Genomic DNA, 25,254 nt, shown 5'->3' on the forward strand with positions numbered 1-25,254 from the left:
AAAAGATTCTAGACTTTCACATGAAAATTAATACAAACCTATTGGATTATCGTTAGTATCAATGTAAATGTTTTTAGATTGTGAATAACTGTCTAGAATAGCTTTATGAGTTTCACGACCAATCCCTGACTTTTTATAGCCACCAAATGGACTACCTGCTGGAATTTGATTATAAGTATTCACCCAAACGCGCCCAGTTTCAATCCCGCGACTAACTTTTAAGGCTTTATTGATATCAGTTGTCCAAACACCACCGCCTAAACCATAATCAGAGGCATTCGCCATCTCAATCACTTCATCCATTGTTTTAAATTTAATCACAACAGCCACGGGACCAAATATTTCTTCTCTAGCAATCGTCATATCATTAGTTACATTAGTTAGTAAAGTTGGTTTCATGTAACACCCTTTTTCCAAGTCACCAAGAAGTTTTTCGCCACCTGTTAAGACGGTCGCGCCTTCTTTTTTACCTGCTTCAATAGCACTAACAATTTTATTTACTTGACCTTCATTGACTTGAGCGCCCATTTGCGTGTCACTTTCCCAAGGATTGCCCACATTGACTGCTTCAAATTTTATTTTTAAAGCAGAGACAAATTCATCGTAAATCCCTTCTTGAACAAAAATTCTTGAACCTGCACAACACACTTGCCCTTGATTGAACAAAATACCAAGTTGTGCTCCTTCAATTGCTTTTTCAAAAGGCATATCATCAAAGAAAATATTGGCAGATTTTCCGCCCAACTCAAGGGTTGCTGGAATCAATCGTTCTGCTGCTGCTTTTGCTACTCGATATCCCACTTCTGTGGAACCAGTGAATGCCAATTTATTAAAGCCTTCATGATGTAACATGTGCTCTCCAGATTTAGAGCCTTTACCTGTAATCACATTGATGACGCCATCTGGTAAAAGTGGTCCGATTAGTTTCACCATCTCAAGTAAACTTAAAGAAGTGGATGATGACGGGTGAATCACAATTGTGTTTCCCGCTGCAAGAGCTGGGGCAATTTTCCAGGCTGCCATTAAAATCGGGAAATTCCAGGGAATAATTTGTCCCACGACACCAATTGGTTCACGAATAACTAAACTTAGTGTATTTTCATCAAAAGCTGTGGCACTGCCTTCTTCACTTCTAATAACACCTGCGAAATATCTAAAATGATCAGCACTTAAAGGAACATCAATCGTCGACGTCTCTCTAATTGGCTTTCCATTGTCCATTGTTTCCACCATTGCTAAATGCTCAAGATTGGCATCAATCACATCTGCAATTTTTAATAATAAATTACTTCGATCAACCAGTGACCATTTTCGCCAATCAACTAATGCTTTTTGAGCAGCTGATACGGCATCATCCACATCTTCATCAACAGCATCAACAAATGTTGCTAACGCTTGACCATTGGTAGGTGAGATACTTGTCATTTTCTGACTACCTTTTCCATTGGTCCATTTACCATCTATAAATAATTTGTAGTTCTCTTCTAGATTTAAATCAATCATAAAATCAATCTCCTTATATTTTTGATAATTGGTATAGTTGTAATTGTAAGCGTTTAACAATAAAAATACAAGTGTTTTTGTGAAATAAAAAAATAAGCTTAAACAAAAATTACGTTTAAGCTTATTTTTTCTAGCCATTAAACAGCAAAAATATCTCTAAATTTCTGTGCTTTCTATTTCTTTACCTAAGAAATATGAAATAGCCGTTCTAATCACAACAATTCCCGCTAAAATTAAGATATCTTGGAAAGATGGGTTTAAAATGGTTTCAATAATATCTGAAGCAATTAAAACTTCTAAACTTAGTAAAATATATGATCCTAAATATATTTTCACAGAGTTATTCTTTTTCGCAGTTGTCATTCGGTCTTCTTGTTTAAATTCATTTTTAAAGAAATCAATCATGGCTTTTGTGACACCGAATAAGAGAATAATCACTGAAAAAGAATTCAACAATAAAATAATGTAATGAACAATGGTTGTTAGCATAGACAAACTCCTTTTTGATTTTAAATACAATAAAAGACTAACCTAATTAGTCAGCCTTTTATTAATTATTTTATTCGTGAGTTTCTTCTTCGTCTTCTTCATAAAGATCATCTTCTAAATCATCTTCATCAACGATTGTTAAACCTTCAACGCCGTTATCTTCTTCTACGTCGTTGTCAGCACCAATCTCAGATAAATCAGTTGTATACTCTTTAATTTCTTTTGTTTCATCTTCTTCTTCATCATATAATTCTTCATCATCTTCATCATGGATATCAGAATCTTCTGGATCGTCATCATTGTAATCAATCGCATCTTCGTCTGTACCAATAAAGGCATTAACTTTTTTGCGTTTTTTACGTCTTACTGTACCATCTTCGTCATCATCAATACCAGTTACTTCTTCATCGACAGAATCGATTGGATACCATGAACGTAATCCCCAACGATTATCTCCTAAAGAAATAAAACTACCATCAATATTTAAGTCTGTATAAAATTGAGGTAACACATCTCTAATTTCACTATCTGCTTTTTCTAAATAGTTTTGAATTTGATTAACTAAATCTGAAAAATCCATAATATCGCCACGTTCAGCTAAAATAGCATGAGCCGCCTCAATCATTGAGATTTCATTTTTATTTATACCTTCGAAAGCTTTAAATTCCAACTGGCACACGTCCTTTCACAGTCTACTCTTTATAATACAATAAGTTAGTTTTCAATGCAATTCAAATCTTTAAATTTCCTCATTATGCGGTGAAATTTAATTCTAAGTGATACACACCAATTTTTTCATCTCCACCAAATAAATCATAATCAATCTGAACACTGCCTGAAAAGGGCTGATCTTTTAAGCTGACACGTAAATTATTTGTAAATGTCTTAATCCACATGACACCAAAGGGCGTTTGATAGTTTGTTTCATTTGATTTTTGGTAATCAAATTTCAATTTCATACGAACTTCACCAGCTCTTATCAGTTGAACACTACCATCTGGCATAATTTTCATTGTCACTGGAACAGGTGATTCAACGCCTTCCATTACTTCATTGTAACGAATATATAAGCTCTCTCCCACTCTAACAACTTGTCCCTCTTCTTCTAAAAAGAACTCTCTGGTTTCATTTTCCTGAAAAACTTCTGTTTTAACTTGAATCATAACTGGGACTGATTTTCTCTCTTCCATTTTTCCACCTACACTTCTCTTTTATCTTCCGTTTCATTTTCCTTGGTATCACAGATTTTGTCAAATATTCAACTCAACTCTTTTTACTTATTTCTTTAGGCAAACTCATGTATAATAGGACTAAATCTATTTTAGGAGTTTTTTCATGTTAAGAAAAAAAGCAGTTATGTTAGACCAACACATGTTAACACATAGAGAAAGTCTACTACCTTTTATATATACAGATCTTTTAGCTGAGTATGCAGGAGATCACCAAATGTGTTGCTTTCACTTTTGGAAAATGGAACATCAAGTTATTCTAGGAATGAAAGATACCCGTGTTGCCTCTTTAAAAGAAGGGGTACAATCAATTAAGAACAATAGCTATCAAGTCGTTGTTAGAAACTCTGGCGGATTAGCTGTAGTTGCAGATGAAGGGATTCTTAATTTCTCGATTATCCTGCCTCAACCAACAGATAAATACAGTTTCTCAATTGATCAAGGTTATGAGCTGATGAAGTCAATTATCGAGAAAGCTTTTGCCGAATTTGAGATGGATATTGAAGCTTTTGAAGTAAGTGATTCATACTGTCCGGGTGATTTTGATTTAAGTATTAACGGAAAAAAATTTGCTGGTATTTCTCAAAGACGAATCAAAAATGGCATTGGGATTATGATTTATTTAAGTATCTGCGGGGATCAAAATAAGCGTGGTGAAATCGTTCGTGAGTTTTATCAAACAAGTTTAGTAGAAAAATTTGGCACAGATGGTTTTCCCCCAGTCAATCCTGATTCCATGGCTAATTTATCAGATTTACTACAAGCTAATTTAACGGTTGAAGATGTGAAAGAACGAATCTCTCACGTCTTGAATCAAACCTTTGATTTCTCAGAAAAATATGACCAGACTTTCAAGGACTTTCTAATTTCTACTGAATTTAACGACAAATTTGAGAAACAAAACGAGCGCATGAAACAAAGAAATCAAATCATTGATTGGAGCGAAAATTATTGAAAGATCCACTAAAAAAATTAGTTCCTGAAAAAGTATTTAGGGACCCGATTCATAAATATATTCATGTGGAGGACCAATTGATTCTTGATTTAATTAACTCTAAAGAATTTCAGCGTTTGAGACGAATTAAGCAACTAGGCACAACCTCTTTTACATTTCATGCTGCTGAACACTCTCGTTTTGGTCACTCTCTCGGGGTTTATGAATTGACTCGCCGAATTTGTAATTATTTTAATCGTAATTACTCAATAAAAGACGATCCGATTAACGGATGGGATGACAATGAACGATTAGTCGCTCTATCAGCCGCACTATTACATGATCTAGGACACGGTCCTTACTCTCATACATTTGAAGGTATTTTCAAAACAGATCATGAAGCATTTACGATTGATATTATTACTTCGGAAGACACAGAAATTAACCAAATCTTAAAACAGGTGGCACCTGATTTTCCAGAAAAAGTCGCCAGTGTTATTAGTAAAGACTACTCAAATAAACAAGTGGTTCAACTTATCTCTAGTCAGATTGATGCTGACCGGATGGATTATTTACTAAGAGATGCCTACTATACTGGTACTGAATACGGAACCTTTGATTTAACTCGGATTTTACGAGTGATTAGACCTTATGAAAATGGTATTGCCTTTCAAGCCAATGGCATGCATGCCGTTGAGGACTACATCGTAAGTCGTTATCAAATGTATATGCAAATTTATTTCCACCCGGTTTCAAGAGGAATGGAAGTTATTCTGGATCATCTTTTAAATAGAGGAAAATTTCTTTATAAAGCGGATAGTAGTTTTTTTGAAAGCCACTCGCCACTTCTGATTCCATTTCTAAAAAATGATTACACCTTATCTGATTATTTAAAATTAGATGACGGTGTCTTAAATACCGCCTTTCTTTCTTGGATGGATCATTCTGATACAACGTTAAGCGATTTAGCTAAACGGTTCTTACATCGTCATCCATTGAAATCAGTCACTTTTAATGAGGAGACGAAAAAAAGAATACCAGAATTAACGGCTTTGATTGAAGAAGTTGGCTTTGACGCAACGAACTACACAGCAATTAATTCAAGTTATGACTTGCCTTATGATTTTTATCATCCAGCAGAAAATAAACACCGAACACAGATTGAGCTGATGGAAGGCGATGGTAGTTTAATGGAATTATCTAAAGCAAGTGATCTCGTGGCTGCTCTTGCTGGGCAAACAAAAGGCGATCGCCGTTTCTATTTTCCAAAAGAAATGCTTGCAAGCTCGTCTGATCAATCCTATACTTTATTTGAAGAGCAAATCCTTTTATTTAACCAGATGATTCACAACGGAGCAATAAAAGAAAACTAACTTGAAGGAGTGTTTTATTCTTGGGAATTAAACTTGTTACCATCGATATTGATGGCACACTATTAAATTCAGACCGTAAATTAACTGAGGCGGTCAAAAATACAATCAACAAAGCGACAAAAGCTGGCGTAAATATCGTTTTAGCTACTGGACGCCCAACAATTGGAGTTTTACCACTTGTCAAAGAACTTGGGTTAGATAACGAACATGGCTTTGTTATTACTTATAATGGGGCAATGATTCAAAATGCCGGAACGGAAGATGTTTTAATCCAACACCCAGTCGCATTTGAAGATTATTTAGACTTTGAGTTACTTGCTAGAAAACTTGGGGTTCATTTCCACGTTCAAGACTATAAGAGCATGTATACTGCCAATAAGGATATCAGTCCTTATACTATTCATGAATCTTCTTTAACTGGTATGCCAGTCAAATACCGTGAAGTATCTGAAATGACACCAGACATGACAATTATCAAAACAATGATGATTGATCATGAAGAAATTTTAGATGAAGCAATCACTAAAATTCCTAGTGAATTAAAAGAACAATTTGCAATGGTTAAAAGTGCTCCTTTCTTCTACGAAATTTTAAATAAAAATGCCACTAAAGGTGAAGCTGTTAAAGAACTTGCCGAATTATTAAAAATTGAACCTCATGAAGTGATGGCTATTGGGGACAACGAAAATGATTTATCGATGATCGAATTTGCAGGGACGGGTGTTGCTATGGGTAATGCGGTTCCTACGGTTAAAGAAATTGCTAATAAAATAACTAAAACCAATGATGAAGATGGCGTGTCATACGCGATTGAAGAATGGGTTTTATAGATTAGATGGTAAAATAAAAGAACTGTTTCTACATAACAATAGAAACAGTTCTTTTTATTTTTACTTCTTGAAGCTGAACATCTTTTTCACCAGTCTTTTAAATCAGTGTTTCAGAAGTAGCTTATTCGGAAACAACCTAGAATTTATCTCCATTAAAGATTGAATTTTTTACAACGACGTAATCCACTTTACGGATGGCACCGATGTCTTTTCCACCTGCGTATGAGATAGATGATTGTAAATCTTGTTGCATCTCATTAAGTGTATCTTCTAAACTCCCGCGGTGTTCAATTAAAATTTTCTTACCTTCAACATTTTTATGTTCACCTTTTTGATACTCAGAAGCACTACCAAAATACTCTTTGAATAATTTACCGTCTTCTTCAATGGTTTGACCTGGAGATTCTTCGTGCCCTGCAAATAGAGAACCAATCATGACCATACTCGCACCAAAACGAATTGATTTAGCGATATCACCATGAGTTCTAATACCTCCATCAGCAATCAATGGTTTACGAGCCGCTTTACTACAACGTCTTAACGCTGATAATTGCCAACCCCCTGTACCAAAACCAGTTTTAATTTTAGTAATACACACTTTACCAGGTCCGATGCCGACTTTCGTTGCATCAGCTCCTGCATTTTCTAATTCTCTAACCGCTTCAGGTGTTCCCACATTTCCTGCAATAACAAAACTTTCAGGAATATATTCTTTTAAATGTTTAATCATATTAATAACTGCATCAGAATGCCCATGAGCAATATCGATCGTAACATACTCAGGAATCAATTTTTCTTCAGCTAATTGTTTAACAAATTCGTATTCGTTCGTTTTTACTCCGACGCTGATAGAAGCGAACAATCCTTTACTTTGCATGTTTTTAATGAAGTCAATTCTACCCTCTTCGTCAAAACGATGCATAATATAAAAGTAGTCTCTTGATGCTAAAAACTCTGCAATATTCTCATCAATAATCGTTTGCATATTCGCAGGAACAACTGGCATTTTAAATGTCTTTTTCCCCAGTGTTACTGTTGTGTCACATTCTGAACGACTTTCTACGATACATTTATTCGGTACTAATTGAATATCTTCATAATCAAAAATTTTCATTTAACTTCCTCCTAAAAAATAATACAAATTATTGAGAGCAAAATCCGAACATTTGAGAAATATTCGTTCTTTATATTTTGCGTCCTATGACAATCTACCTTAAAAGCAAAAAAAAAGCAAGACATATACAAAATATTCTTGCTTTCTTTATATTTAATGTTCGTGTTTTTATAAATTTTGCTTCTTCATTATGGATAAAGATAAGAATGTCATAGCAACTGACATTAGTAACATTAATAAATTATGCATAATCGAAACGCCTAAATCACTGAAATTCATTGAAATTGGAATTAATGATAAGACATTTAAAAGAATTGATTGTCCCATGTTAATGGCAAAATAAATTAAAATAGTTAAATTCTTACCTTTCATTAAAATCGTCGCCGTTGAAATTAAAATCAATGTATTAACATATGAATTAAAGAAAGTTAAGGATAAGCCAAAAATACTTGTCTGATCCAAACTAATTGTATGTAAAATATTGCCTAAAAATGTGAACATGCCTTCTGTTTGAGAGACTTTAAATAAAACAATAAATCCTGGAATAAACACAAGGATAAAGGTCACACAGATTGACCAAAGTAACGTTGCACCTATTTTTGAGAAAAACAAACGATTTCGATTCACACCAGAAGCCACCAGCATTGCCATCACATCATTTTTATAATCCATAGACATTAAATGAAAAGGATATAAAAACATAAAGGCAATATTTGCAAAAATCGTAAATGTTACAAACAACATAAACAAGCCGATAAATGGTGTTTGAGAATCATTAAACATTTGAGCATGATCGATTAAATACACCGAGTAGATTGTCGAACAAATATTAATAATGGCTAATATTCCTGTTGCGATTAGATACTTTTTATCTCTCATGTATTTAAATAATTCCATTTTAAAAATTAATTTAGCTGTCATTTTCTTCCTCCTTTAATTTAAATTACCATCTAAGATATTTACTTTAGACAACTCTGTAATATCAATGGTTTGATCGATTAAAGTTTTCTTAACTTCAGCCCATCTATCATCTTGAATATTTAGTCGGACAATCCCATTGTCACGCACTTGGTAATAATAATTAAATTGCTCCAGAATAACAATAAACGCCTCTTGATTAGTGGTTAAAACATCTCTTAGCATTTGATCAGTCATACCAACTAAATCAATCGTTTTAACTAGTTGACCTTTCTTAATCACATACACTTCTTGACACAATGACTCAATATCATTCTTCACGTGGCTTGAAATAATTAACGTCATGCCTTTTCTAGTCATTTGTTTCAAGTAAAATTTAAACCATGTTACCGTTTCTGCATCTAATCCTCTAAATGGTTCGTCTAAGATTAAAATTTTAGGATCATGAAGCAGTGCGATTAATAAAATCAATTTTTTAACCATACCATATGAATATGTTTTTACCTTACTATGTAAAAATTCAGCAATTTCTAACTCCATTGCTAATTTTTCAGCTTTCTGAGGGTCAAAATTACCTCTTAAACCAGAAAAATATTCAATGTTAAACCAACCCGTGCGATCTTTGTACACAGAAATTCCATCTAAAACAATACCAACATTACTTAAAATACTATTATTTTCTTTCACATTGACATCACCAAAATAAATATTCCCTTGATAATCACCAATAATATTAGTAATACTCTTGAACAATGTTGTTTTACCGGCACCATTGGGACCAATCACACCATAAGCTTTACCACTTTCAAAAATCATTTCATCTATGTTAAGAACCTCTAAAACACCATATGATTTTTTTACATGATCTATTCTTATCTCCATCTTTTCCCTCTTCTCTATAAAAAATTATAGCAACTCATAACCGCTTGCTTTATATAAAGTATACCAATCTTCTCTTGTTAGAGTAATCTCGCTGGCTTTAGCAACTTCTTCTATTCGCTTAGGATTCATCGTACCAATAATCGTTTGAATTTTAGCAGGGTGTCTGTTAATCCAAGCTGTGGCAATTCCTGTATCGGTCACATCATATTTCTTAGCCATCTCGTCAATCACACCATTTAATTCACTAAAGTTTTTATTACCTAAAAAGACACCATCAAAATAACCATATTGGTAAGGTGACCATGCTTGAATTGTCATATTATGTAAACGTGAATACTCTAAAACACTATCATCACGGCCAATACCTGCTTGATTTTCCATATTTTGATTCATACCTTGAGCAACCATACCTCCGTGTTTTAAACCAAATTGCAATTGGTTCACCACTAATTTTTGATTCAAATATTTTTCAATCAATTCAATTTGCATTGGACGTTGATTACTCACACCAAAGTTTCTAACTTTTCCAGAACTTAATAAGATATCAAAGGCCTCTGCAATTTCCTCTGGTTCCATTAAGGTATCTGGTCTATGCAAAGCTAAAACATCTAAATAGTCCACATCTAAGCGTTCTAAAATACCATCCACACTTTTTAAGATATGTTCTTTCGAGAAATCATAAAAGCCGTCACGAATACCACATTTTGACTGAATCATTATTGATTCACGGTCTAATTTCATTTCTTTAATGGCTTGACCAAATAAAGTTTCAGCTTGACCACCACCATAAATATCTGCATGATCAAAAAAATTAATGCCATTTTCAATACTTGTTTCGATTACTTTTACAGATTCTTTAACTGTCATCTCACTCATACGCATGCAACCTAAAGCTACTTGTGGGACCATTAATGTCGTATTACCTAAATTTATATGTTTCATCTTGATAGCTCCTTTAAATTTGCTGGTCAATTAATTCTAGATTTAATCGATTAAAGAATACTCGTATGGTTTTTCTACCAACTTCATATTCATTTTTATCAATATTATCACATAATTTTAACATACATTCATTGATTTCTTGATATAAAAAGTCAGCGGCTTCGTTAGGAAAAATCACATAATCTAGCTGTTGAAAGTTCTTCTTTACTATTTGTTTAACAATTTTATTTTCCATACATTCTAAAAAAACGGTTAGTATTTTACCTAAACACGTTCTCTTGACTGCAAAATCACTTTCTTTCTCGATGAGAATTAAAATATTTTTAATTTCAGTCGTATCAAACTTCAAGCGTTTGACCTGTAATTGAAATAAATAATTTGATAACAACAACTCTAACAATTGCGTTCTTTCAATAAATTCTTCAACTGAGATAATTTGTTTTTTTACAACAACTCCGCGATTAGTTTCCTTTTCAAGGTAACCTTCTAAAATCAAACTATTAATCGCTTCTCTAATAGGCGTTCGACTAATCTCTAAATCATTTGAGATATCTTGTTCCACGAGTCTAAACTCATTTTCCCATTTATCATTTTCAATATTTTCTTTAATATAATTATATGCTAAAAGTTGCATTCTACTTTTTTTCACGATCATTCCATCCTATTTCTTTAGATTAGTTATCAATTAAGCCAACATGTTTTATTTCTTGAATCGTTTCTTCTAAATTATCTGACAACACTGTTATATGACCTAATTTAAACATCTCTGCATGTTTTGGATACTGATAAAAATGATAGTGCCATTTTCTTTTTTTTCCTAATAACTCTATAACAAGATCGTAGTTATCCTTCGTAATATTTATCGTCACCGCTGGCATGAATTGTTTAATTTTAGGCAGTGACCAATTACAAATCCCTTTAATATGAGCATCGTATTCAGAAAAATCACATGCATCCATTGTATAAGTGCTTGACTCATGTGGTCTTGCTGAAATCTCATTAACATAAAGGTTATCATCTTCCGTTAAGAAAAATTCAATGCCAACAATCCCACACACATTCAATTCTGAGGCGATAACTTTCGAAATAAGTTCAATTTGATTAATAATCGTCTGTTCTAAATCTTCAATTTCAATCGGTGCTTTGACTTTCTTTAACAAACCATCTGTATAATGAAAAGACTCCACAATTGGAAATAACGTGTATTCTCCATCTGAATTAACTGCAATCGTCATGAATAGTTCTTTCTTAAGTTTAACAAAAGCTTCTACCATACAAGCTCCTTGCTGAACTAGTGGGACTGCTAAATCAACTTCTGACGGGCTATCAATCTTAACAATATACTCTTCTTCACCATATCTTCTCGTACTTTTGACAATACAAGGATAACCAACACTATTAGCCGCTTCTTTAATATCTGAAATAACAACTGCCGTTTCATATGGTGCGATATTAATCGAATGATTATCTAAAAATTCTCTTTCTAACAACCTATCTTGAGTGACAGATAAACCAAACGTTCCTTGAGGTATTGCCACAAATTTTTTTAAAAAATCCAAGGCATTGGTATCAATATTTTCTGTTTCAAATGTTAAAACATCACTTCTTTTGGCTAATTCCAACAACGCACTTTCTTCATTATAATTGGCAACAATATGCCAATCAGCAACTTGTGACGCCGGACTTTCTTCTAATGGATCTAAAATCCCCACTTTGTATCCATATTTTTTTGCTGACATAACAAGCATTTTGCTAATATGTCCTCCTCCGATAATACCAATTGTACTACCAGGTAAAATAATTTCTGACAACTTCCCTCACTACTTTCTCCACTTTAAATCTGATATTTAAATGATATATTAATAGTATCAATCTGCGGAATAACTGTAAAGATAAAAAGCTCTTAATTCCCCTTCTTTTAGTATAAATAAAAAACAATCGGTATTTTATCAACCGATTGTTTTGTTGTTTTTTAATTTCTATTTAATAAAATGAACTTTATTGTCTTTCAGAGATTCTATTCTGGCAAGAGAATCTACTTTGTAACCTTTTTCTTCAAGTAATGAACGTCCATTTTGAAAAGATTTTTCAATTACAATATTAATCGCTTCAACACTTGCTCCAGCTTGAGAACATAGCTCGACTAATCCTAATGCTGCTTGTCCATTTGCTAAAAAATCATCTACAACTAATACATGGTCCTCAGATGTTAGGAATTTAGTTGAGATTGAAATTTCATTTGTTTGTTTTTTTGTAAATGAATGAACGCTTGCTGTTAGAAGCTCTGTACTCATTGTTAAGCTTTTTTGCTTTCTAGCAAAGATAACAGGGACATCTAATTCTAAGCCAATAAAAACGGCAGGAGCAATGCCTGATGATTCAATGGTTACGACCTTAGTAATTTTTTTATCCCGATATTTATCCGCAAAATTTTTACCTATCAAACTCATTAATTTTGGATCAATTTGATGAGTTAAGAAACTATCCACTTTCAATACATCCTCTTGTAAAACTGTTCCATCACTCACGATTTTATCTAATAATTCTTTCATTGTTATCCCCCTCATAATATAAAAAACCCACTCTTGCATAAGCAAAAATGGGCAAATAAACCTATCTTCACTTATAGATCAGTATTTACGGTACTGAGTAGAAACGATTATCCTTATTATAATCATATATAAGTTGTTATTTATCTTTCTAAAAAAATAAAAGGCGTATTGCCTTTTATTTACTTGTTACATCATATTTGGCTGGTTTTTCCAAGCTTTCAGATAACTTAGTCGTCATATTACGACCTAATTGATTTAAGATATCAATGGATTCATCTTTTTTCTTATTGTCAGCCTTTTTATCTTTTTTGACTTCTTTTTTAGGTTCGACTTTTTTATCAAACTGAGTTAAATCATATGTTGCAATAAGTGCGTTTAACTTTTTATGATAATTTCGATCTTCTTTATTTTGAGCAGTCATATAAGCTGTTACTTTTTTATAAGTATCTTTTTTCTTAGTTGTCAGTTCAGGATAGACAGCTTTATCGTCTTTAAGTAATTTTACATGATCTTCCACTGAATCTTTGTAAGAAGGATACTCCTTGTAAGTTACTTTTTCTAATTTAGTGCCTTTTTTATCCTTAACGATTGTATCCACTTCAATACTTTTATCTTCATATTTACCTTTTGTTTGATAAATATTTTTATTTTCAGCTAAAATGTTATTGCCAGAGGTACTTTTGATAACAGCATCAGCAATTAATACAGAAGCATACATATCATTTTTTTCGGCAATCTCTTTTGTATCAGCTGATATTTCCTTAATAAAAGCTTCTGTTTCTTTGGATTTTTCTAGCTTAGTTTCAACAGCCTTTTTATTGTCATATTGAGCTAAATTATACGTTTCAATCAATCCGTTTAACTTGTCGTTATAGCGTGTATCTGTTGCGTAGCGACCTGTTAAATATTTGGTAGCTTCTTCGTAAGATTTAGTATTTGACTTCCAAGCCCCTTGATAAAAAGTTGAACGACCTAATGTTCCCCCTGTCATTAGCGTTGCATAATCTTCTAATGATTCTTTGTAACTTGGATACTTTCTGAATTTAGCAGAAATAGTATACATGCTACCTTTCCCATTATCTTCTAACGTCGGCATCTCTACTGATTTACCTTCGTAGGAACCTTTAATACCAAACAAATTATAATTAGGTTCTCTCGATAGACCACTATTACCTGATCCACTCTCAAGAATAGCTTGTGCAATCATAACTGAAGCATACAAATCATTTTTTTGACCAATTGCTCTAGCATCTTCACCGATTTCTTCAATAAACTCTTCTGTCGACTGATTTCTAGTATATCTAATTGGTGTCTTATCTTCTGACTTAGAAGTTGATTTTTCTATATTATCATCTTTAGATGAGTTTTCTGAAGAATCTTTCGATGTATTGTTCCCATCATTTTTACTTGATGAGCTTCCTGAAATACCACCTTTTGAACTACTAGATGAACCTGTAATACTTGAAGAGGAAGATCCTGTATTTTTACTACTAGATGTTGTGTTTTTATCTGTACTTGAAGAAGAACTGTTACTCGAATCTTTAGAAGGCTCGACACTTGATTCCCCAGTTTCACTAGGTACAGTTACTTCTGAAGAGTCTGAAGCAGATACTTCTCCATTTGTTGTACTTGAAAAGTCACTCGAAAAATTGATAGCCGAATCTGCTTTAGGTAGAGTTGACAGCACTTTGTTAGATGTAGTGTTCGCTGCTTCTTCAGCATAAACAACAGTTTCTAACACCGGTCCACAAACCGATACTAAAACAGTACTAACCCCAACAAAGACGCCAAATTTACGATGTGTTTTTTTAATTTTTTCCATCGACCTCTACCTCACTTTCAAATTCTTAGAAACGATCAATTTCTCCCATAGTTTCTAATTTTCTTAATAAATCAGAGAAGATAATTTCTGAATCAACTCTTAATTTTTCTAATTTTCTATAGTAATTTCTAGCTTCTTGGCTGATAGCACTTAACTCTGTTTCTGAATCAGCAACGCGGCGTTTCGCTTCATAGTTAGCCACATCAACGATTTGACGTGCTTTTGCTTGAGCCTCTAACATAACGCTTGCGATATCTGATTGGCTCATAGAAGTACCTTGGTCAGCTCTTAAATTAGCCAAACGTAATTCTTCTTTAACTTGTGCTAATTCTAATTGTAGATCTGTTACTTCAGGAGCTTTGTTAGCACGTAATTCTGTTAAACTTGTTGTTACCTCTTCTTGTTGTTGACGCATAGAAGATAGTTCTTGTTGTAAATTATTAATAACACTTTGGTTATTTTTTAATTCTGCAAGTTCTTTCTCTAATTGTTCTGTTTGGCTTAATTTCTCATTCATTTCTGTTAGCTCCTGTTCCTTTTTCTTCATCGTTATTTCAAGATTTTGATTTTTTTCTAATTCTTCTTCGTATTTCGTAATTAATTTATTTTCTAATTCTTTAGCATGTGATAATTTAGCTTCAAGTTCAGTTATATTTCTTTGAATTTCAACTTTTTCTAACGCTTCTTGATCTAACGTTTCTTCTTGCTCTTTATGTGCTAGTACCGTTTGTTGTAGATTTTCAATTTCTTTGATAAAGGTTTCGTTATCAGATTTTAGAGAATCTATCAACTGGCTTTGTTCTGCTATTTCTTGTTCTTTAAGCGCTAATGTATTATCAGATTCAGTCACTCTTTGTGTTAGCTCATCCCTACTTGTTGTCAGACTATTTAATTCAGCTGACTTTTCTTCTAACATTTGGTTGACTTGATTTAACTTGCCTTCCAATTCTTGAATAGTTTCAGCATTTTGAGCTTTATCTGAAAGTTCATTGCTTAGATCAGTAATTTTTAACTCTTTCTCAGCTAGACTTCCATTTAAAGTTTCTACTTGCTGTAACATAGCTGCATGATCAGATTTAATTTTATCTAAATCCAATAATTCAATTTTTAGTTGGTTGTTTTCTTCTAATAAATTAGCATACTCATCTATTTGAGCAGATAATCGGTTATTATTTTCTTCAACTCGGACTAAACGATCTGCTTGATGTTGTAAATTATCATTTTCAAGTAATAAATGATCAATTTTTTCTCTCAACTGAGCATTTTCAATTTCTGAAATGTCTAATTGACTTGTTGCTGTTTTAGGTTGATTACTTGAAACTTCAACATACTCTTCCTCATAGGAAAAATCTGGAGATACCGTTTCTTCTTTTGTTTCTGATTTTTCAGTAGGTGCGTCCGTTTTAAATGGACTAACATATGAATCATCTTCAACATTGTAATAATCTAAAGTTTCTTCTTTCTCTGGAACCTTTGTTTCTAAAGTAGGAATTGAAGGTTTGTTTTTATTATCCCCTTCGTAATAATAATAGTAGTAATAGTCATCATCACCATTATCATAATCTAATTTACTTGAAGAGCTGGCCGCACTTTCTGTCGCCATTAGTGCGTTTTCTTCATTTAAATTGTTATCCTTTACTTCATCATTAGACTCATCGTCCTTACGTTTTAACCAATTATTAAACAATCAAACTCCACCTCACAATAGAACTTATATATAATTTTTTTTCACATACTTAAGTAAGTTAGAAAAACAAAAGGAATCTAAATCAAAAAAAAACCTTTCTGCCCTATTCTAATAATACTTATACAAGAAAATTATATCATACCCTTAACAATATGCAACTTTTTTTTAGATTTCAACAGGCACGTAGCATTTATTCTATATGGTATTCTTTATAGACTTCTTGTTTTTTTAAACCTCTTTTTTTCGCTACTTCTTTGATAGCATCTTTATTTTTCAAGCCCTGTGTTTCCATTAACAGATCCACATGTTCTTTAAGAGAAAGCTCTTCTTCTAAGGCTGACATTTCTGAAAAGCCGTCATGACCTTCTACTATTAAACAACATTCGCCTTTTATCGTTTTTTCATTGAAAAATTCGATTAATTCTTTTATTGTTCCACGAGTGTACTCTTCAAATAGCTTTGTCAATTCTCGGCACAAGACTACTTTTCGATTTTCACCAAGAACAAGCGCCATATTGCTAAGTGTTTTTACAATTCGGTGTGGACTTTCATAAAAAATTAAAGCTGCCTGAATTTCTTTTAATTGATCAAGAGCTATTTTTTGTTCATTGGTTTTTCTAGGTAAAAACCCGTGAAAAAGAAAAGGTTGTGGTGTGATTCCTGAGGCAATTAGGGCAGTGATTCCTGCTGAAGCACCAGGCAAAGCCACCACATCGATATCTTCTTTAATAGCTGTCAAAACAAGTTCATGACCTGGATCACTGATAGAAGGCATCCCTGCATCACTAACTTGAGCAATATTGGTTCCACTAAGCAGCATGTCAATTAATTCTGGCACTCGCTCTTTCACATTATGTTCATGTAAACTAAGCTGTCTTGTCTCAATTTCAAAATGATTTAGTAACTTTTTAGTATTTCTCGTGTCTTCACTCGCAATTAAATCAACTTCTTTTAAAGTATTAACCGATCTAAATGTCATGTCTTCTAAATTACCAATGGGCGTTGGAACTAAATACAGTTTACCAACTGTCATATTTTTAAAACTTTTTTGCTGTTGCATCTCTTTTACTCCTTTAAAAAAGAGGCCGACCTTAAAGTCTGCCTCTTATTAGTTTCACTATTTTTTATTTACCATAGATCATATGAGAACAAAACACACATTCTTCATGATTTTCTCTTCTAGAACCATAAAAATCTTTACACACATGAAACCCTTGTTCATATAATTTTTCTAAATTCAAACGAGATTTAGATAACTCTTGTTTGCTTTCATCTGAAAAAAATTCTCGTTCAAGTTTTTCTAAACGATCTCTTAAATGTTGGTTTTCCAGTTCCAAATTCAAGTTTTTCTCAAGAACGTCATCTACCACGTCTTTCATTTCACTCACTTGACTTAACATGGTTTGTAAATTTTTCTCAACATCTACTAATTCATCGTATAATTTTGTTTTTTCCATGTTAATCTTCCTTTATTTCTTCTGGTTCCATCTCTAGTAGCTCATCTAAACCATATTCCATTGGTGTTTCTCTTTGGAATAATTTAACTTTGATGACTTCTGATAATATGTTTAAGCCGATAACTTTCCCTTTACCATCTGGCGTTTCGATGATTTCACCAAAATCTGGCATTTTTTTTCTTAATCGCTCATATTCTGAGTTTTCATAATTTAAGCAACACATCAAACGACCACACACACCAGATATTTTAGTAGGATTTAAAGATAAATTCTGTTCTTTGGCCATTTTTATAGATACAGCTGCAAAATCTCCTAAGAAAGTACTACAACATAACGGTCTTCCGCAAGGTCCAATTCCACCTAATAACTTCGCTTCATCCCTCACACCAATTTGTCTTAATTCAATCCGTGTTTTGAAAATAGAAGCTAAATCCTTCACTAGATTTCTAAAATCAATTCGACCATCTGCAGTAAAACTAAAGACCATTTTACTGCGATCAAAGGTATATTCTACGTCAACCAGTTTCATTTCTAATTGATGAGCGATTATTTTTTCTTTCGCAACTGAAAAAGCCTGTTTGGCATCTTGTTTATTTTTTTCTTGTTTTGCTAATTGTTTACTTGTTGCTATTTGAATGACGGGCTTTAGTTCTTCTGGTAAATCTTCTTTGTTCATTTCTTTATTTGGAATAGCAATATACGCTAATTCTTTCGCTTTTTGAGATTCTACTATTACTGGCTGATTATACTCCAAATCTAGTAAATCATTTTTTGAATAAAAATAAATTCTCCCAGTAGGTTTAAATCGGACACCGACTACTTCTATCATTGTGTGGTCCTCCTATATTAATACAGCACTTGCCATACAAGTTGTTCACAGACATTCTGAAAACTAACATTTGCCTCTAATTTTTTTCTTGCAGTGATTATCACTTCAATAGCATTATTATATCGTTCTTTAGAAAAAGAGTCCAAAGCAACTTGTTCTTTTAATTCTAATCGGTACATATTTAGCAATATATCAAGAATTAAAAACTGTTGTTCTTTATCTTTCCCTAATTTTACTAAATGTTGTTGAACAAATATAAAAGCTAATGCATTTTTTTTATCTAAATACTGAAACCATTTAGACACAGTTTCTCTAGCACTATTAAACCACTCATCACTTGATAATTCAACTGCCTTTTTTTTAGATTCAGAAAGTTCTACAATTAATTCAACTTGTTTTTTCGTAAGAGAGCTTTCTTTACTGACCTCTGCAAGAAGGGCTGATTTGGACGTAGGATGCAAATAAATTTGCTGACACCTTGATTGAATCGTCGATAATATTCTATTGCTATTGTTCGTCAGAAAGAAGATATGCATCATGCCGTCTGGTTCTTCAATAAATTTTAATAAACTATTAGCCGCACTGACTGTCATTTTTTCAGCATTTTTTATAATTAACGCCTTTTTTCTTGATTCCATTCCACTTCTAATAAATGTTTGTTTGATATCTCTAATTTGATCTACCTTAATCGTTTGTCCGTCCGGTTCAATGGTTGTCACATCTGGAAAATCTTGACTAACTATCCGTTGACAATTATTACAAAGGCCACAGGGTAGATGGTTCTCTGTTTCTTCACAAAAAATGGATTGAGCTAACCAAAGTGAAAAAACATAAGCTGATTCTATTTCTTTACTTTCCATTAAATAGGCATGGGTCAATTTATTTTTAAGTAAAACTTTTTCAAATAAACTACTTAGCCTTGGCTGTTCCTCTTTAACTTTATCTTTTAATAATTTTTCCATTAAAACTGATGGAATCCGTCAACTGGTAATTCAAACACAGTGGCACCGCCGACTTGAATTTCAATGGGATAACTAGAATGTGCATCCATTGACATATCAAAAGTTACTGGTGACGTTACGTATTGTTCTCTTGTCTGACAGGTTTCTTTAATAATATTTAAGACCTCTTCTACTCGCTCATCTTCAATCCCGATAATAAAGGTTGTGTTTCCTGCTCGTAAAAAACCTCCTGTTGTAGATAATTTAGTCGCACGAACATTCCCTTGATTAAATTCAGTTGACAAACGGTTACTATCTTTATCTTGAACAATTGCTAATAACAATTTCATTGCGATGACCACCTTTCACTTATTTAAAAATAGAAGGATATTTATCCTTAATTAAATCATAACAATTTTTTACAACTTTTTCTATATTATCTTCTGTATCAACTAAAACAATTCTTTCAGAATGCTCCTTTACTAACTCTAGGTAAGCTGATCTCACCTTTTTATGAAAGTCTAGGGATTCATTATCTAAGCGGTCGAGCTCTGATTCTTTTCGACCACGATTAATTCTTTCTAAGCCAACTTCAGAAGGAACATCTAAGTAAATGGTTAAATCCGGATAGTGCCCCTCAATTGCAAAATCATTAATGTTTTGTACTGCAGCTTTGCCAATTTCTCGACCCACACCTTGATAGGCAATCGAGCTATCAATAAAACGATCACACAGGACTAATTTCCCTTCCTTTAATGATGGTAACACTTTTTGTACTAGATGTTGTCTTCTTGCAGCTGCATAAAGTAATGCTTCTGTTCGTTCATCCATCTCAATATTTTTAGGATCTAAGATCACCTGACGAATTTGTTCTGCTATTGGAATACCGCCTGGTTCTCTTGTTGTCACAACCTCTCTATTAATGTCATTCATTAATAGTTGGCTTAATTCATTAACCACCGTTGTTTTCCCAGCACCATCTGGACCTTCTAACGTAATAAAAATTCCTTGCATCTTTATCTGCTCCTTTTATCTACAATTCAGTTCGTCCTTCAACTGCTTTTAGTAATGTAATTTCATCTGCGTACTCAATATCACTACCTACTGACAAACCATGAGCCAAGCGTGTCACTTTAATTCCAGCTGGTTTAATTAAGCGTGACAGGTACATAGCCGTTGCTTCCCCATCTGTTGTGGCATTGGTTGCAATAATGACCTCTGTAATTTCATCCCCGTGGAGACGTTTAATTAATGAAGCAATATTCAAATCATCTGGACCAGTGCCATCCATCGGTGATAAAACACCATTTAATACATGATACAGACCCTTGTACTCTCGCATTTTTTCCATAGACATCACATCTTTTGTTTCTTCTACGACTAAAATAATACTTTTATCTCGGTTACTATCACGGCAAATATCACAGGTTGCCTCATCTGTAATGTTTCCACAAATTGAACAGTAGTGAAGATCTCTTTTAACGCTGATTAAAGATTTAGCAAACTCAGTTACATCTTCTTCTCTCATGTTAATGGTATAAAAAGCAAGTCTAGTGGCTGTTTTAGCCCCAATACCTGGTAATTTCATATAACTTTCGATTAATTTCGCTATTGGCGCTGGATAATACATACTTACTTCCTTCTTTCTTTCTCATAAAAGAGGCTGACTTTTTTAGTCAGCCTCTTTATTTTACTATTAGAATCCAGGGATATTTTTAGTATATTGTCCCATCATTTTTTCTGATTCCACTTCGATTTTTTCTAAACAGTTGTTTGTTGCAGCTAAGACTAAATCTTGTGTCATTTCAGCATCTTCTGGGTCAAGAACATCTGGGTTGATTTTAACATCCACCACTTTTTTCTCACCTGTCATTGTAATAATAACTAAGCCATTACCAGCTTCACCAGTAAATTCCATTTTGTCTAATTGACCTTTTGTTTCTGTCATTTCTTTTTGCATTTTTTGCATTTGTTTCATCATGCCTTGCATATTTCCCATTCCACGCATCATAATAATCTCTCCTCTATTGTTTTAATCTTCAATTATATTTACTAAAGAACCAAATAATTCTTTGGCTTCTTCAATCACTGGATCTTTTTCTTCTGTTTTTGGTGCTTCTCCTGATTCACCAGGTTCCATTTGAGAGATAAATGATTGTCTTAATTCAGACCACTGATCTCTTGGAACACTAATTAAATTAGGTGAATATCTAATTAATCGCTCAAAGCCATTTTTAATAGCAAAAAGTAAATCCTCATCTTGACTTGCTTTTTGACACAAAATCTCATAATCAAAGGCAATGATTAAACTGTCATCACTTGCTGCTACAGGCTCACTTGCTTTGATCATGGCTCTTTGAGTCACTGATAAGAACTGCAGCAACTCATCCCAAGCTCCCTTAACAGAAACTAACTGAGGTTTCGTCGCTTTTTGCAACACTTGATATACTTGCTCAGTTGGAATTCGATAAGTTGGTACCTTAGCTTTTTTAGTATTCTGAGAGCTACTCGCTTGTTGATTGTTAGTGTTTTGAGCAATTCCTGTTGTTTTTAATTGATGTAATTCTTTTTCTAAAGTCATGACTTTATCCATTAAATTTTGAATTTCAGGTAAGTCAACGTTCCCTTGTTGTTCAGTTGGTGCAGTCATTTTTGCCGTTGATAACTTAACTGTCATCACTTCTAAATAAACAGTTGGCTGGTGACTATAGCGAATCTCTTTTTGGGTTTCGTTTAATTCATTAATAAGCTGATATAACTCATCTGTTTTAACTAATTCACTTAATTTTTTGAAACTCTCTGTTATCAGTCCCACTTGTCCTTCTAAAACATTTGGTGCTTTTTGATAGACTAATAAATCACGACAATACAGAAGTAAGTTTTCTACAATTCGATTACTTTCTTTACCTTCTGTTAGTAACTGATTTAAAACTGATAAAGCTGCTTCTGTTTCACTGGACACACAGTGTTCTAAATAGGCATCCATGATTTCATTTGTTAAACTACCTGTTACCTCTAAAGCGTCTTGAGTAGTCAATTTGTCTCCACTAAAAGAAATAGCCTGATCTAAAATACTTAAAGCATCCCGCATTCCGCCTTCAGCAGATCTTGAAATAATTTTTAACGCTGCTTCTTCATAGGCAATATCTTTAGCCTTTAAAATAGTTGTTAAATGCTCTTCAATATCTTCAATGCCGATTCGTTTAAAATCAAATCGCTGGGTTCTTGAAATAATCGTCGCAGGTATCTTATGTGGTTCAGTTGTTGCTAAAATGAAAACAACATGTTTTGGAGGTTCTTCCAATGTTTTTAAAAGGGCATTAAATGCACCTGTTGAAAGCATATGGACTTCATCTATAATATATACTTTATATGTGACTTGAGTGGGAGCATATTTAACCTTATCACGAATATCACGGATTTCTTCCACACCGTTATTACTTGCCGCATCAATTTCAATCACATCGTTGACCCGACCTTCTGTAATACCAACACAGTCTTCACATTGATTACATGGTTCACCATTAACAGAGTGTTTACAGTTAATTGCTTTAGCAAAAACTTTTGCTGCACTTGTCTTTCCTGTACCTCTGGGGCCTGTAAAGAGATAGGCATGGGATACTTTTTCTTGAACAATCGCATTTTTCAATGTTTGCGTAATCATCTTTTGTCCGACCATGTCGTCAAAAGTCTGCGATCGCCATTCACGATACAAAGCTTGATATGCCAATTTCATTCTCCTCTCAATTAAAAACTCATCCTCCATTATAATGGAAAAAACAAGAAATTACCATCCAGACTATTAGATTTATTCTCTTTTAAAGCGAAAGTTCACTTTAGTTTACTTCTTACCTTAGCTTCCTTAAAATAAGCGTAAGGAAGTGATTATATTGACATTAACCATTCGAAAAAGAATGATCCAACATATCCCAGTTTTAGAAGTAGTTCCTACTGAATTTTTAAATGAGCCTTTATCCCTAGTTATTTACTATCACGGTTGGCAAACAAAGAAAGAATTGGCTCTAACAGCCAGCAAAAAAATTGCTCAAGAAAATATTCGTGTTATCTTGCCAGATAGTATGTATCACGGCGAGCGAAAAATTGAGAATCGTTCTATGATTCCCTCTTTTGTTTTTTGGTCAACGCTCCAGTATAACTTAAGTGAGTTTCCTATGATTAAAAATTTCTATCAAAAAAGAGGGTTAATTCAAGAGGATAATCTTGGTGTCGCAGGTTTCTCTATGGGTGGTATGACAACTGCTGCACTTTTAACCCGATACCCCGAAATAAAAGTCGCTGCTATTTTAATGGGCTCACCTAATTTTGAATCCTTTATTAGTCGAACAGCCGCTTATATCCAAAAAGAGGAAGGACACTACCCAGATTATTTAGTCGACTTATTTTCATGGACTAAAACTTATGATCTCAGTAAAATGCCAGAGAAAATCGCCGGTCGTCCCCTTTATTTTTGGCACGGGACCGATGATCAAAAACTTCCCTATGATGTCACCTATCAGTTTTACCGAGATCACAAAGACCAAGTTTATGGTCGCCAAATGTCTTTTGAAACAGGTGAAGGAGAACCTCATATTCTAACAATTGATATTATGAACAAAACAGGAAAATTTTTCGTTCAACATTTCAGTGATTAAAACTTGCTAATAACTTCTTCCACATTTTTAATCATGACTGAAATCGTTCCATCAGGATTGTTAATAAATTCAATTAAATCTTTGTCTTTATAAATATCAGCTGGAATACTTAATTCGATCCCATTGGTTAATTTAAATTTTTGCATGCTGTATTTTTTTTCATATTTGGGAATATTACTTGGAATTTCTTCTGAGAATTTAGTTTGTTCAATCATCTCATAATATTCCTGTTTCGCAGATTCGTTGGTATCAAAAACGGCTTCTGCGATTTTTTCTTTACTAATCGTTCCCGTTTCCTCAATACTTTCAAAAATAGCTTGTTGCGTTTGGCTCATGCTGACGTACTCTTCTTCATTGTACTTATTGGCCACTTCTTTCACTGCTTTTTTAATGATCTTTAGATTTTCAGTCACCGTTGGCTTGGGATCTACTTGTAAAAAACGCTCTGAAAAGAAAAGACGCTTTTGACCTTCAAAGCTATATTTTTTTTCAACAATTTCAAGTTCAAAAGTTTCTTGATTAATTAAACAACATTCATCTATCCTTTGCGTCATAGAAGGAAAAATCGTTTTGTTTAAAATGATATTGTTTTGCATCTTATCTTCAACATAAGTCACATGATGAGTAAAACTCGGCTTATAATTGAACTTAATCATCCCAAATTTTGGTAAACCATTCATCTCCTCAAGTTCAACAATCAAAAGATCTCCACTTGGTGCATCCTCTGAAATAGCTAAGCTATCAAAAACCATTTGAGCAATTTCAGAAGATTTATCAACAAAATCTAAGTCCTCATTGGTCATCAAATGATAAAATTCTGACGTTTGATTCAGGATTCCAGATTTGTACTCAGCCTTTTCTAAACGTTTCAAAACAGAATCCAAATATTGTTTTACTGCGTATTCTTTTAATTCTAATTCCTTTTGAGAACAGATTAAACTCCCTGCCTCACGGTCAATAATATGTAAGATTGCTTTTTTTATTTCCATATAAACACCTTTATCCTTTAATGAAATAAGTTACAACTACTAATATGTACTCTTCAATGAAAAAGAAGCTGATCTTAATGTCAGCCTCTTTCTTATTTATACAAATAATGT

General features: G+C 33.2%; 27 protein-coding genes and 1 riboswitch. Of the genes, 4 read left to right on the plus strand and 23 right to left on the minus strand.

All coding sequences use genetic code 11. From position 1 onward, the window contains the following. Positions 1 to 27: 27 nt before the first annotated feature. The 4 genes from G7082_RS00480 to G7082_RS00495 form a co-directional block, all read right to left on the minus strand. Positions 28 to 1,503 carry an aldehyde dehydrogenase family protein gene (locus G7082_RS00480; RefSeq protein ID WP_166033219.1) on the minus strand — a complete coding sequence of 492 codons (1,476 nt, stop codon included), beginning with the start codon at positions 1,501 to 1,503 and terminating at the stop codon, positions 28 to 30. A 156-nt stretch (positions 1,504 to 1,659) separates the two neighbouring features. Next, the gene (locus tag G7082_RS00485; protein WP_166033220.1) at positions 1,660 to 1,992 is read right to left on the minus strand and encodes a DUF1622 domain-containing protein; all 333 of its coding nucleotides are present in this window, start codon (positions 1,990 to 1,992) and stop codon (positions 1,660 to 1,662) included. A gap of 70 nt (positions 1,993 to 2,062) precedes the next feature. Beyond that, positions 2,063 to 2,662 (minus strand): DNA-directed RNA polymerase subunit delta, encoded by a 600-nt coding sequence (rpoE, locus tag G7082_RS00490; protein WP_166033221.1) that lies wholly within the window; start codon positions 2,660 to 2,662, stop codon positions 2,063 to 2,065. Positions 2,663 to 2,744: 82 nt separating this feature from the next. Further along, on the minus strand, positions 2,745 to 3,182 hold the full coding sequence (locus G7082_RS00495) for a YwiB family protein (RefSeq protein ID WP_166033222.1): 438 nt from the start codon (positions 3,180 to 3,182) through the stop codon (positions 2,745 to 2,747). 145 nt (positions 3,183 to 3,327) lie between these two features. On the opposite strand from G7082_RS00495, the gene G7082_RS00500 reads away from it, so the two are divergent. The 3 genes from G7082_RS00500 to yidA are packed head-to-tail and all read left to right on the plus strand — an operon-like array spanning position 3,328 to position 6,358. After that, a complete protein-coding gene (locus G7082_RS00500; RefSeq protein WP_166033223.1) occupies positions 3,328 to 4,176 on the plus strand; it encodes a lipoate--protein ligase family protein in 849 nt (282 codons plus the stop codon). Next, a complete protein-coding gene (locus G7082_RS00505) occupies positions 4,173 to 5,528 on the plus strand; it encodes an HD domain-containing protein (protein ID WP_202983119.1) in 1,356 nt (451 codons plus the stop codon). Before G7082_RS00500 ends, G7082_RS00505 begins: the two co-directional genes overlap by 4 nt. Positions 5,529 to 5,548: 20 nt before the next feature. Beyond that, positions 5,549 to 6,358 carry a sugar-phosphatase gene (gene yidA, locus G7082_RS00510; RefSeq protein ID WP_166033225.1) on the plus strand — a complete coding sequence of 270 codons (810 nt, stop codon included), beginning with the start codon at positions 5,549 to 5,551 and terminating at the stop codon, positions 6,356 to 6,358. Positions 6,359 to 6,494: 136 nt separating this feature from the next. Here the strand turns inward: yidA and guaC are convergent, their stop codons facing one another. From guaC to dnaX, 18 genes are all read right to left on the minus strand, one after another. Continuing rightward, on the minus strand, positions 6,495 to 7,472 hold the full coding sequence (guaC, locus tag G7082_RS00515) for a GMP reductase (protein ID WP_166033226.1): 978 nt from the start codon (positions 7,470 to 7,472) through the stop codon (positions 6,495 to 6,497). A 168-nt stretch (positions 7,473 to 7,640) separates the two neighbouring features. Beyond that, the gene (locus G7082_RS00520) at positions 7,641 to 8,393 is read right to left on the minus strand and encodes an ABC transporter permease (RefSeq protein WP_166033227.1); all 753 of its coding nucleotides are present in this window, start codon (positions 8,391 to 8,393) and stop codon (positions 7,641 to 7,643) included. 12 nt (positions 8,394 to 8,405) lie between these two features. Further along, positions 8,406 to 9,272, minus strand: coding sequence for an ATP-binding cassette domain-containing protein (locus G7082_RS00525; protein WP_166033228.1), 867 nt, complete (start codon positions 9,270 to 9,272; stop codon positions 8,406 to 8,408). 24 nt (positions 9,273 to 9,296) lie between these two features. Next, positions 9,297 to 10,214 (minus strand): aldo/keto reductase, encoded by a 918-nt coding sequence (locus G7082_RS00530; RefSeq protein ID WP_166033229.1) that lies wholly within the window; start codon positions 10,212 to 10,214, stop codon positions 9,297 to 9,299. 13 nt (positions 10,215 to 10,227) lie between these two features. Next, on the minus strand, positions 10,228 to 10,863 hold the full coding sequence (locus G7082_RS00535) for a GntR family transcriptional regulator (RefSeq protein WP_166033230.1): 636 nt from the start codon (positions 10,861 to 10,863) through the stop codon (positions 10,228 to 10,230). Between the two features lie 25 nt (positions 10,864 to 10,888). After that, positions 10,889 to 12,025 (minus strand): 5-(carboxyamino)imidazole ribonucleotide synthase, encoded by a 1,137-nt coding sequence (locus G7082_RS00540; protein ID WP_166033231.1) that lies wholly within the window; start codon positions 12,023 to 12,025, stop codon positions 10,889 to 10,891. 168 nt (positions 12,026 to 12,193) lie between these two features. After that, positions 12,194 to 12,766: a xanthine phosphoribosyltransferase gene (locus G7082_RS00545; protein ID WP_166033232.1), complete on the minus strand. Its 573-nt coding sequence runs from the start codon at positions 12,764 to 12,766 to the stop codon at positions 12,194 to 12,196. 54 nt (positions 12,767 to 12,820) lie between these two features. Next, positions 12,821 to 12,918: riboswitch (purine riboswitch) on the minus strand. Between the two features lie 23 nt (positions 12,919 to 12,941). Next, on the minus strand, positions 12,942 to 14,588 hold the full coding sequence (locus G7082_RS00550) for a glucosaminidase domain-containing protein (RefSeq protein ID WP_166033233.1): 1,647 nt from the start codon (positions 14,586 to 14,588) through the stop codon (positions 12,942 to 12,944). A gap of 25 nt (positions 14,589 to 14,613) precedes the next feature. After that, positions 14,614 to 16,275: a coiled-coil domain-containing protein gene (locus tag G7082_RS00555; protein ID WP_166033234.1), complete on the minus strand. Its 1,662-nt coding sequence runs from the start codon at positions 16,273 to 16,275 to the stop codon at positions 14,614 to 14,616. Positions 16,276 to 16,465: 190 nt separating this feature from the next. After that, a complete protein-coding gene (gene rsmI, locus G7082_RS00560; protein ID WP_166033235.1) occupies positions 16,466 to 17,335 on the minus strand; it encodes a 16S rRNA (cytidine(1402)-2'-O)-methyltransferase in 870 nt (289 codons plus the stop codon). Between the two features lie 64 nt (positions 17,336 to 17,399). Continuing rightward, positions 17,400 to 17,732 carry a DNA replication initiation control protein YabA gene (locus tag G7082_RS00565; protein WP_166033236.1) on the minus strand — a complete coding sequence of 111 codons (333 nt, stop codon included), beginning with the start codon at positions 17,730 to 17,732 and terminating at the stop codon, positions 17,400 to 17,402. Between the two features lies 1 nt (position 17,733). Further along, positions 17,734 to 18,561, minus strand: coding sequence for a PSP1 domain-containing protein (locus G7082_RS00570; RefSeq protein ID WP_166033237.1), 828 nt, complete (start codon positions 18,559 to 18,561; stop codon positions 17,734 to 17,736). A 17-nt stretch (positions 18,562 to 18,578) separates the two neighbouring features. Then, positions 18,579 to 19,523: a DNA polymerase III subunit delta' gene (locus G7082_RS00575; protein WP_166033238.1), complete on the minus strand. Its 945-nt coding sequence runs from the start codon at positions 19,521 to 19,523 to the stop codon at positions 18,579 to 18,581. Further along, positions 19,523 to 19,852: a cyclic-di-AMP receptor gene (locus tag G7082_RS00580; RefSeq protein ID WP_166033239.1), complete on the minus strand. Its 330-nt coding sequence runs from the start codon at positions 19,850 to 19,852 to the stop codon at positions 19,523 to 19,525. The genes G7082_RS00575 and G7082_RS00580 overlap by 1 nt, the downstream gene beginning before the upstream one ends. Before the next feature lie 19 nt (positions 19,853 to 19,871). Further along, the gene (gene tmk, locus G7082_RS00585) at positions 19,872 to 20,516 is read right to left on the minus strand and encodes a dTMP kinase (RefSeq protein WP_166033240.1); all 645 of its coding nucleotides are present in this window, start codon (positions 20,514 to 20,516) and stop codon (positions 19,872 to 19,874) included. Positions 20,517 to 20,535: 19 nt separating this feature from the next. Beyond that, complete coding sequence (gene recR, locus G7082_RS00590; protein WP_166033241.1) at positions 20,536 to 21,132, minus strand: recombination mediator RecR; 597 nt, start codon at positions 21,130 to 21,132, stop codon at positions 20,536 to 20,538. A 66-nt stretch (positions 21,133 to 21,198) separates the two neighbouring features. Then, positions 21,199 to 21,513, minus strand: coding sequence for a YbaB/EbfC family nucleoid-associated protein (locus tag G7082_RS00595; RefSeq protein WP_166033242.1), 315 nt, complete (start codon positions 21,511 to 21,513; stop codon positions 21,199 to 21,201). A gap of 21 nt (positions 21,514 to 21,534) precedes the next feature. Next, complete coding sequence (gene dnaX, locus G7082_RS00600; protein WP_166033243.1) at positions 21,535 to 23,232, minus strand: DNA polymerase III subunit gamma/tau; 1,698 nt, start codon at positions 23,230 to 23,232, stop codon at positions 21,535 to 21,537. A 160-nt stretch (positions 23,233 to 23,392) separates the two neighbouring features. Here dnaX and G7082_RS00605 point away from each other — a divergent pair, with 160 nt between their 5' ends. Next, positions 23,393 to 24,154, plus strand: coding sequence for a prolyl oligopeptidase family serine peptidase (locus G7082_RS00605; RefSeq protein WP_166033244.1), 762 nt, complete (start codon positions 23,393 to 23,395; stop codon positions 24,152 to 24,154). Here G7082_RS00605 and G7082_RS00610 read toward each other — a convergent pair. Beyond that, on the minus strand, positions 24,151 to 25,143 hold the full coding sequence (locus tag G7082_RS00610) for a nucleoid-associated protein (protein ID WP_166033245.1): 993 nt from the start codon (positions 25,141 to 25,143) through the stop codon (positions 24,151 to 24,153). The genes G7082_RS00605 and G7082_RS00610 overlap by 4 nt on opposite strands. Positions 25,144 to 25,254: the final 111 nt, after the last annotated feature.

The sequence above is a fragment of the Vagococcus hydrophili genome (assembly GCF_011304195.1).
GTDB lineage: Bacteria > Bacillota > Bacilli > Lactobacillales > Vagococcaceae > Vagococcus > Vagococcus hydrophili.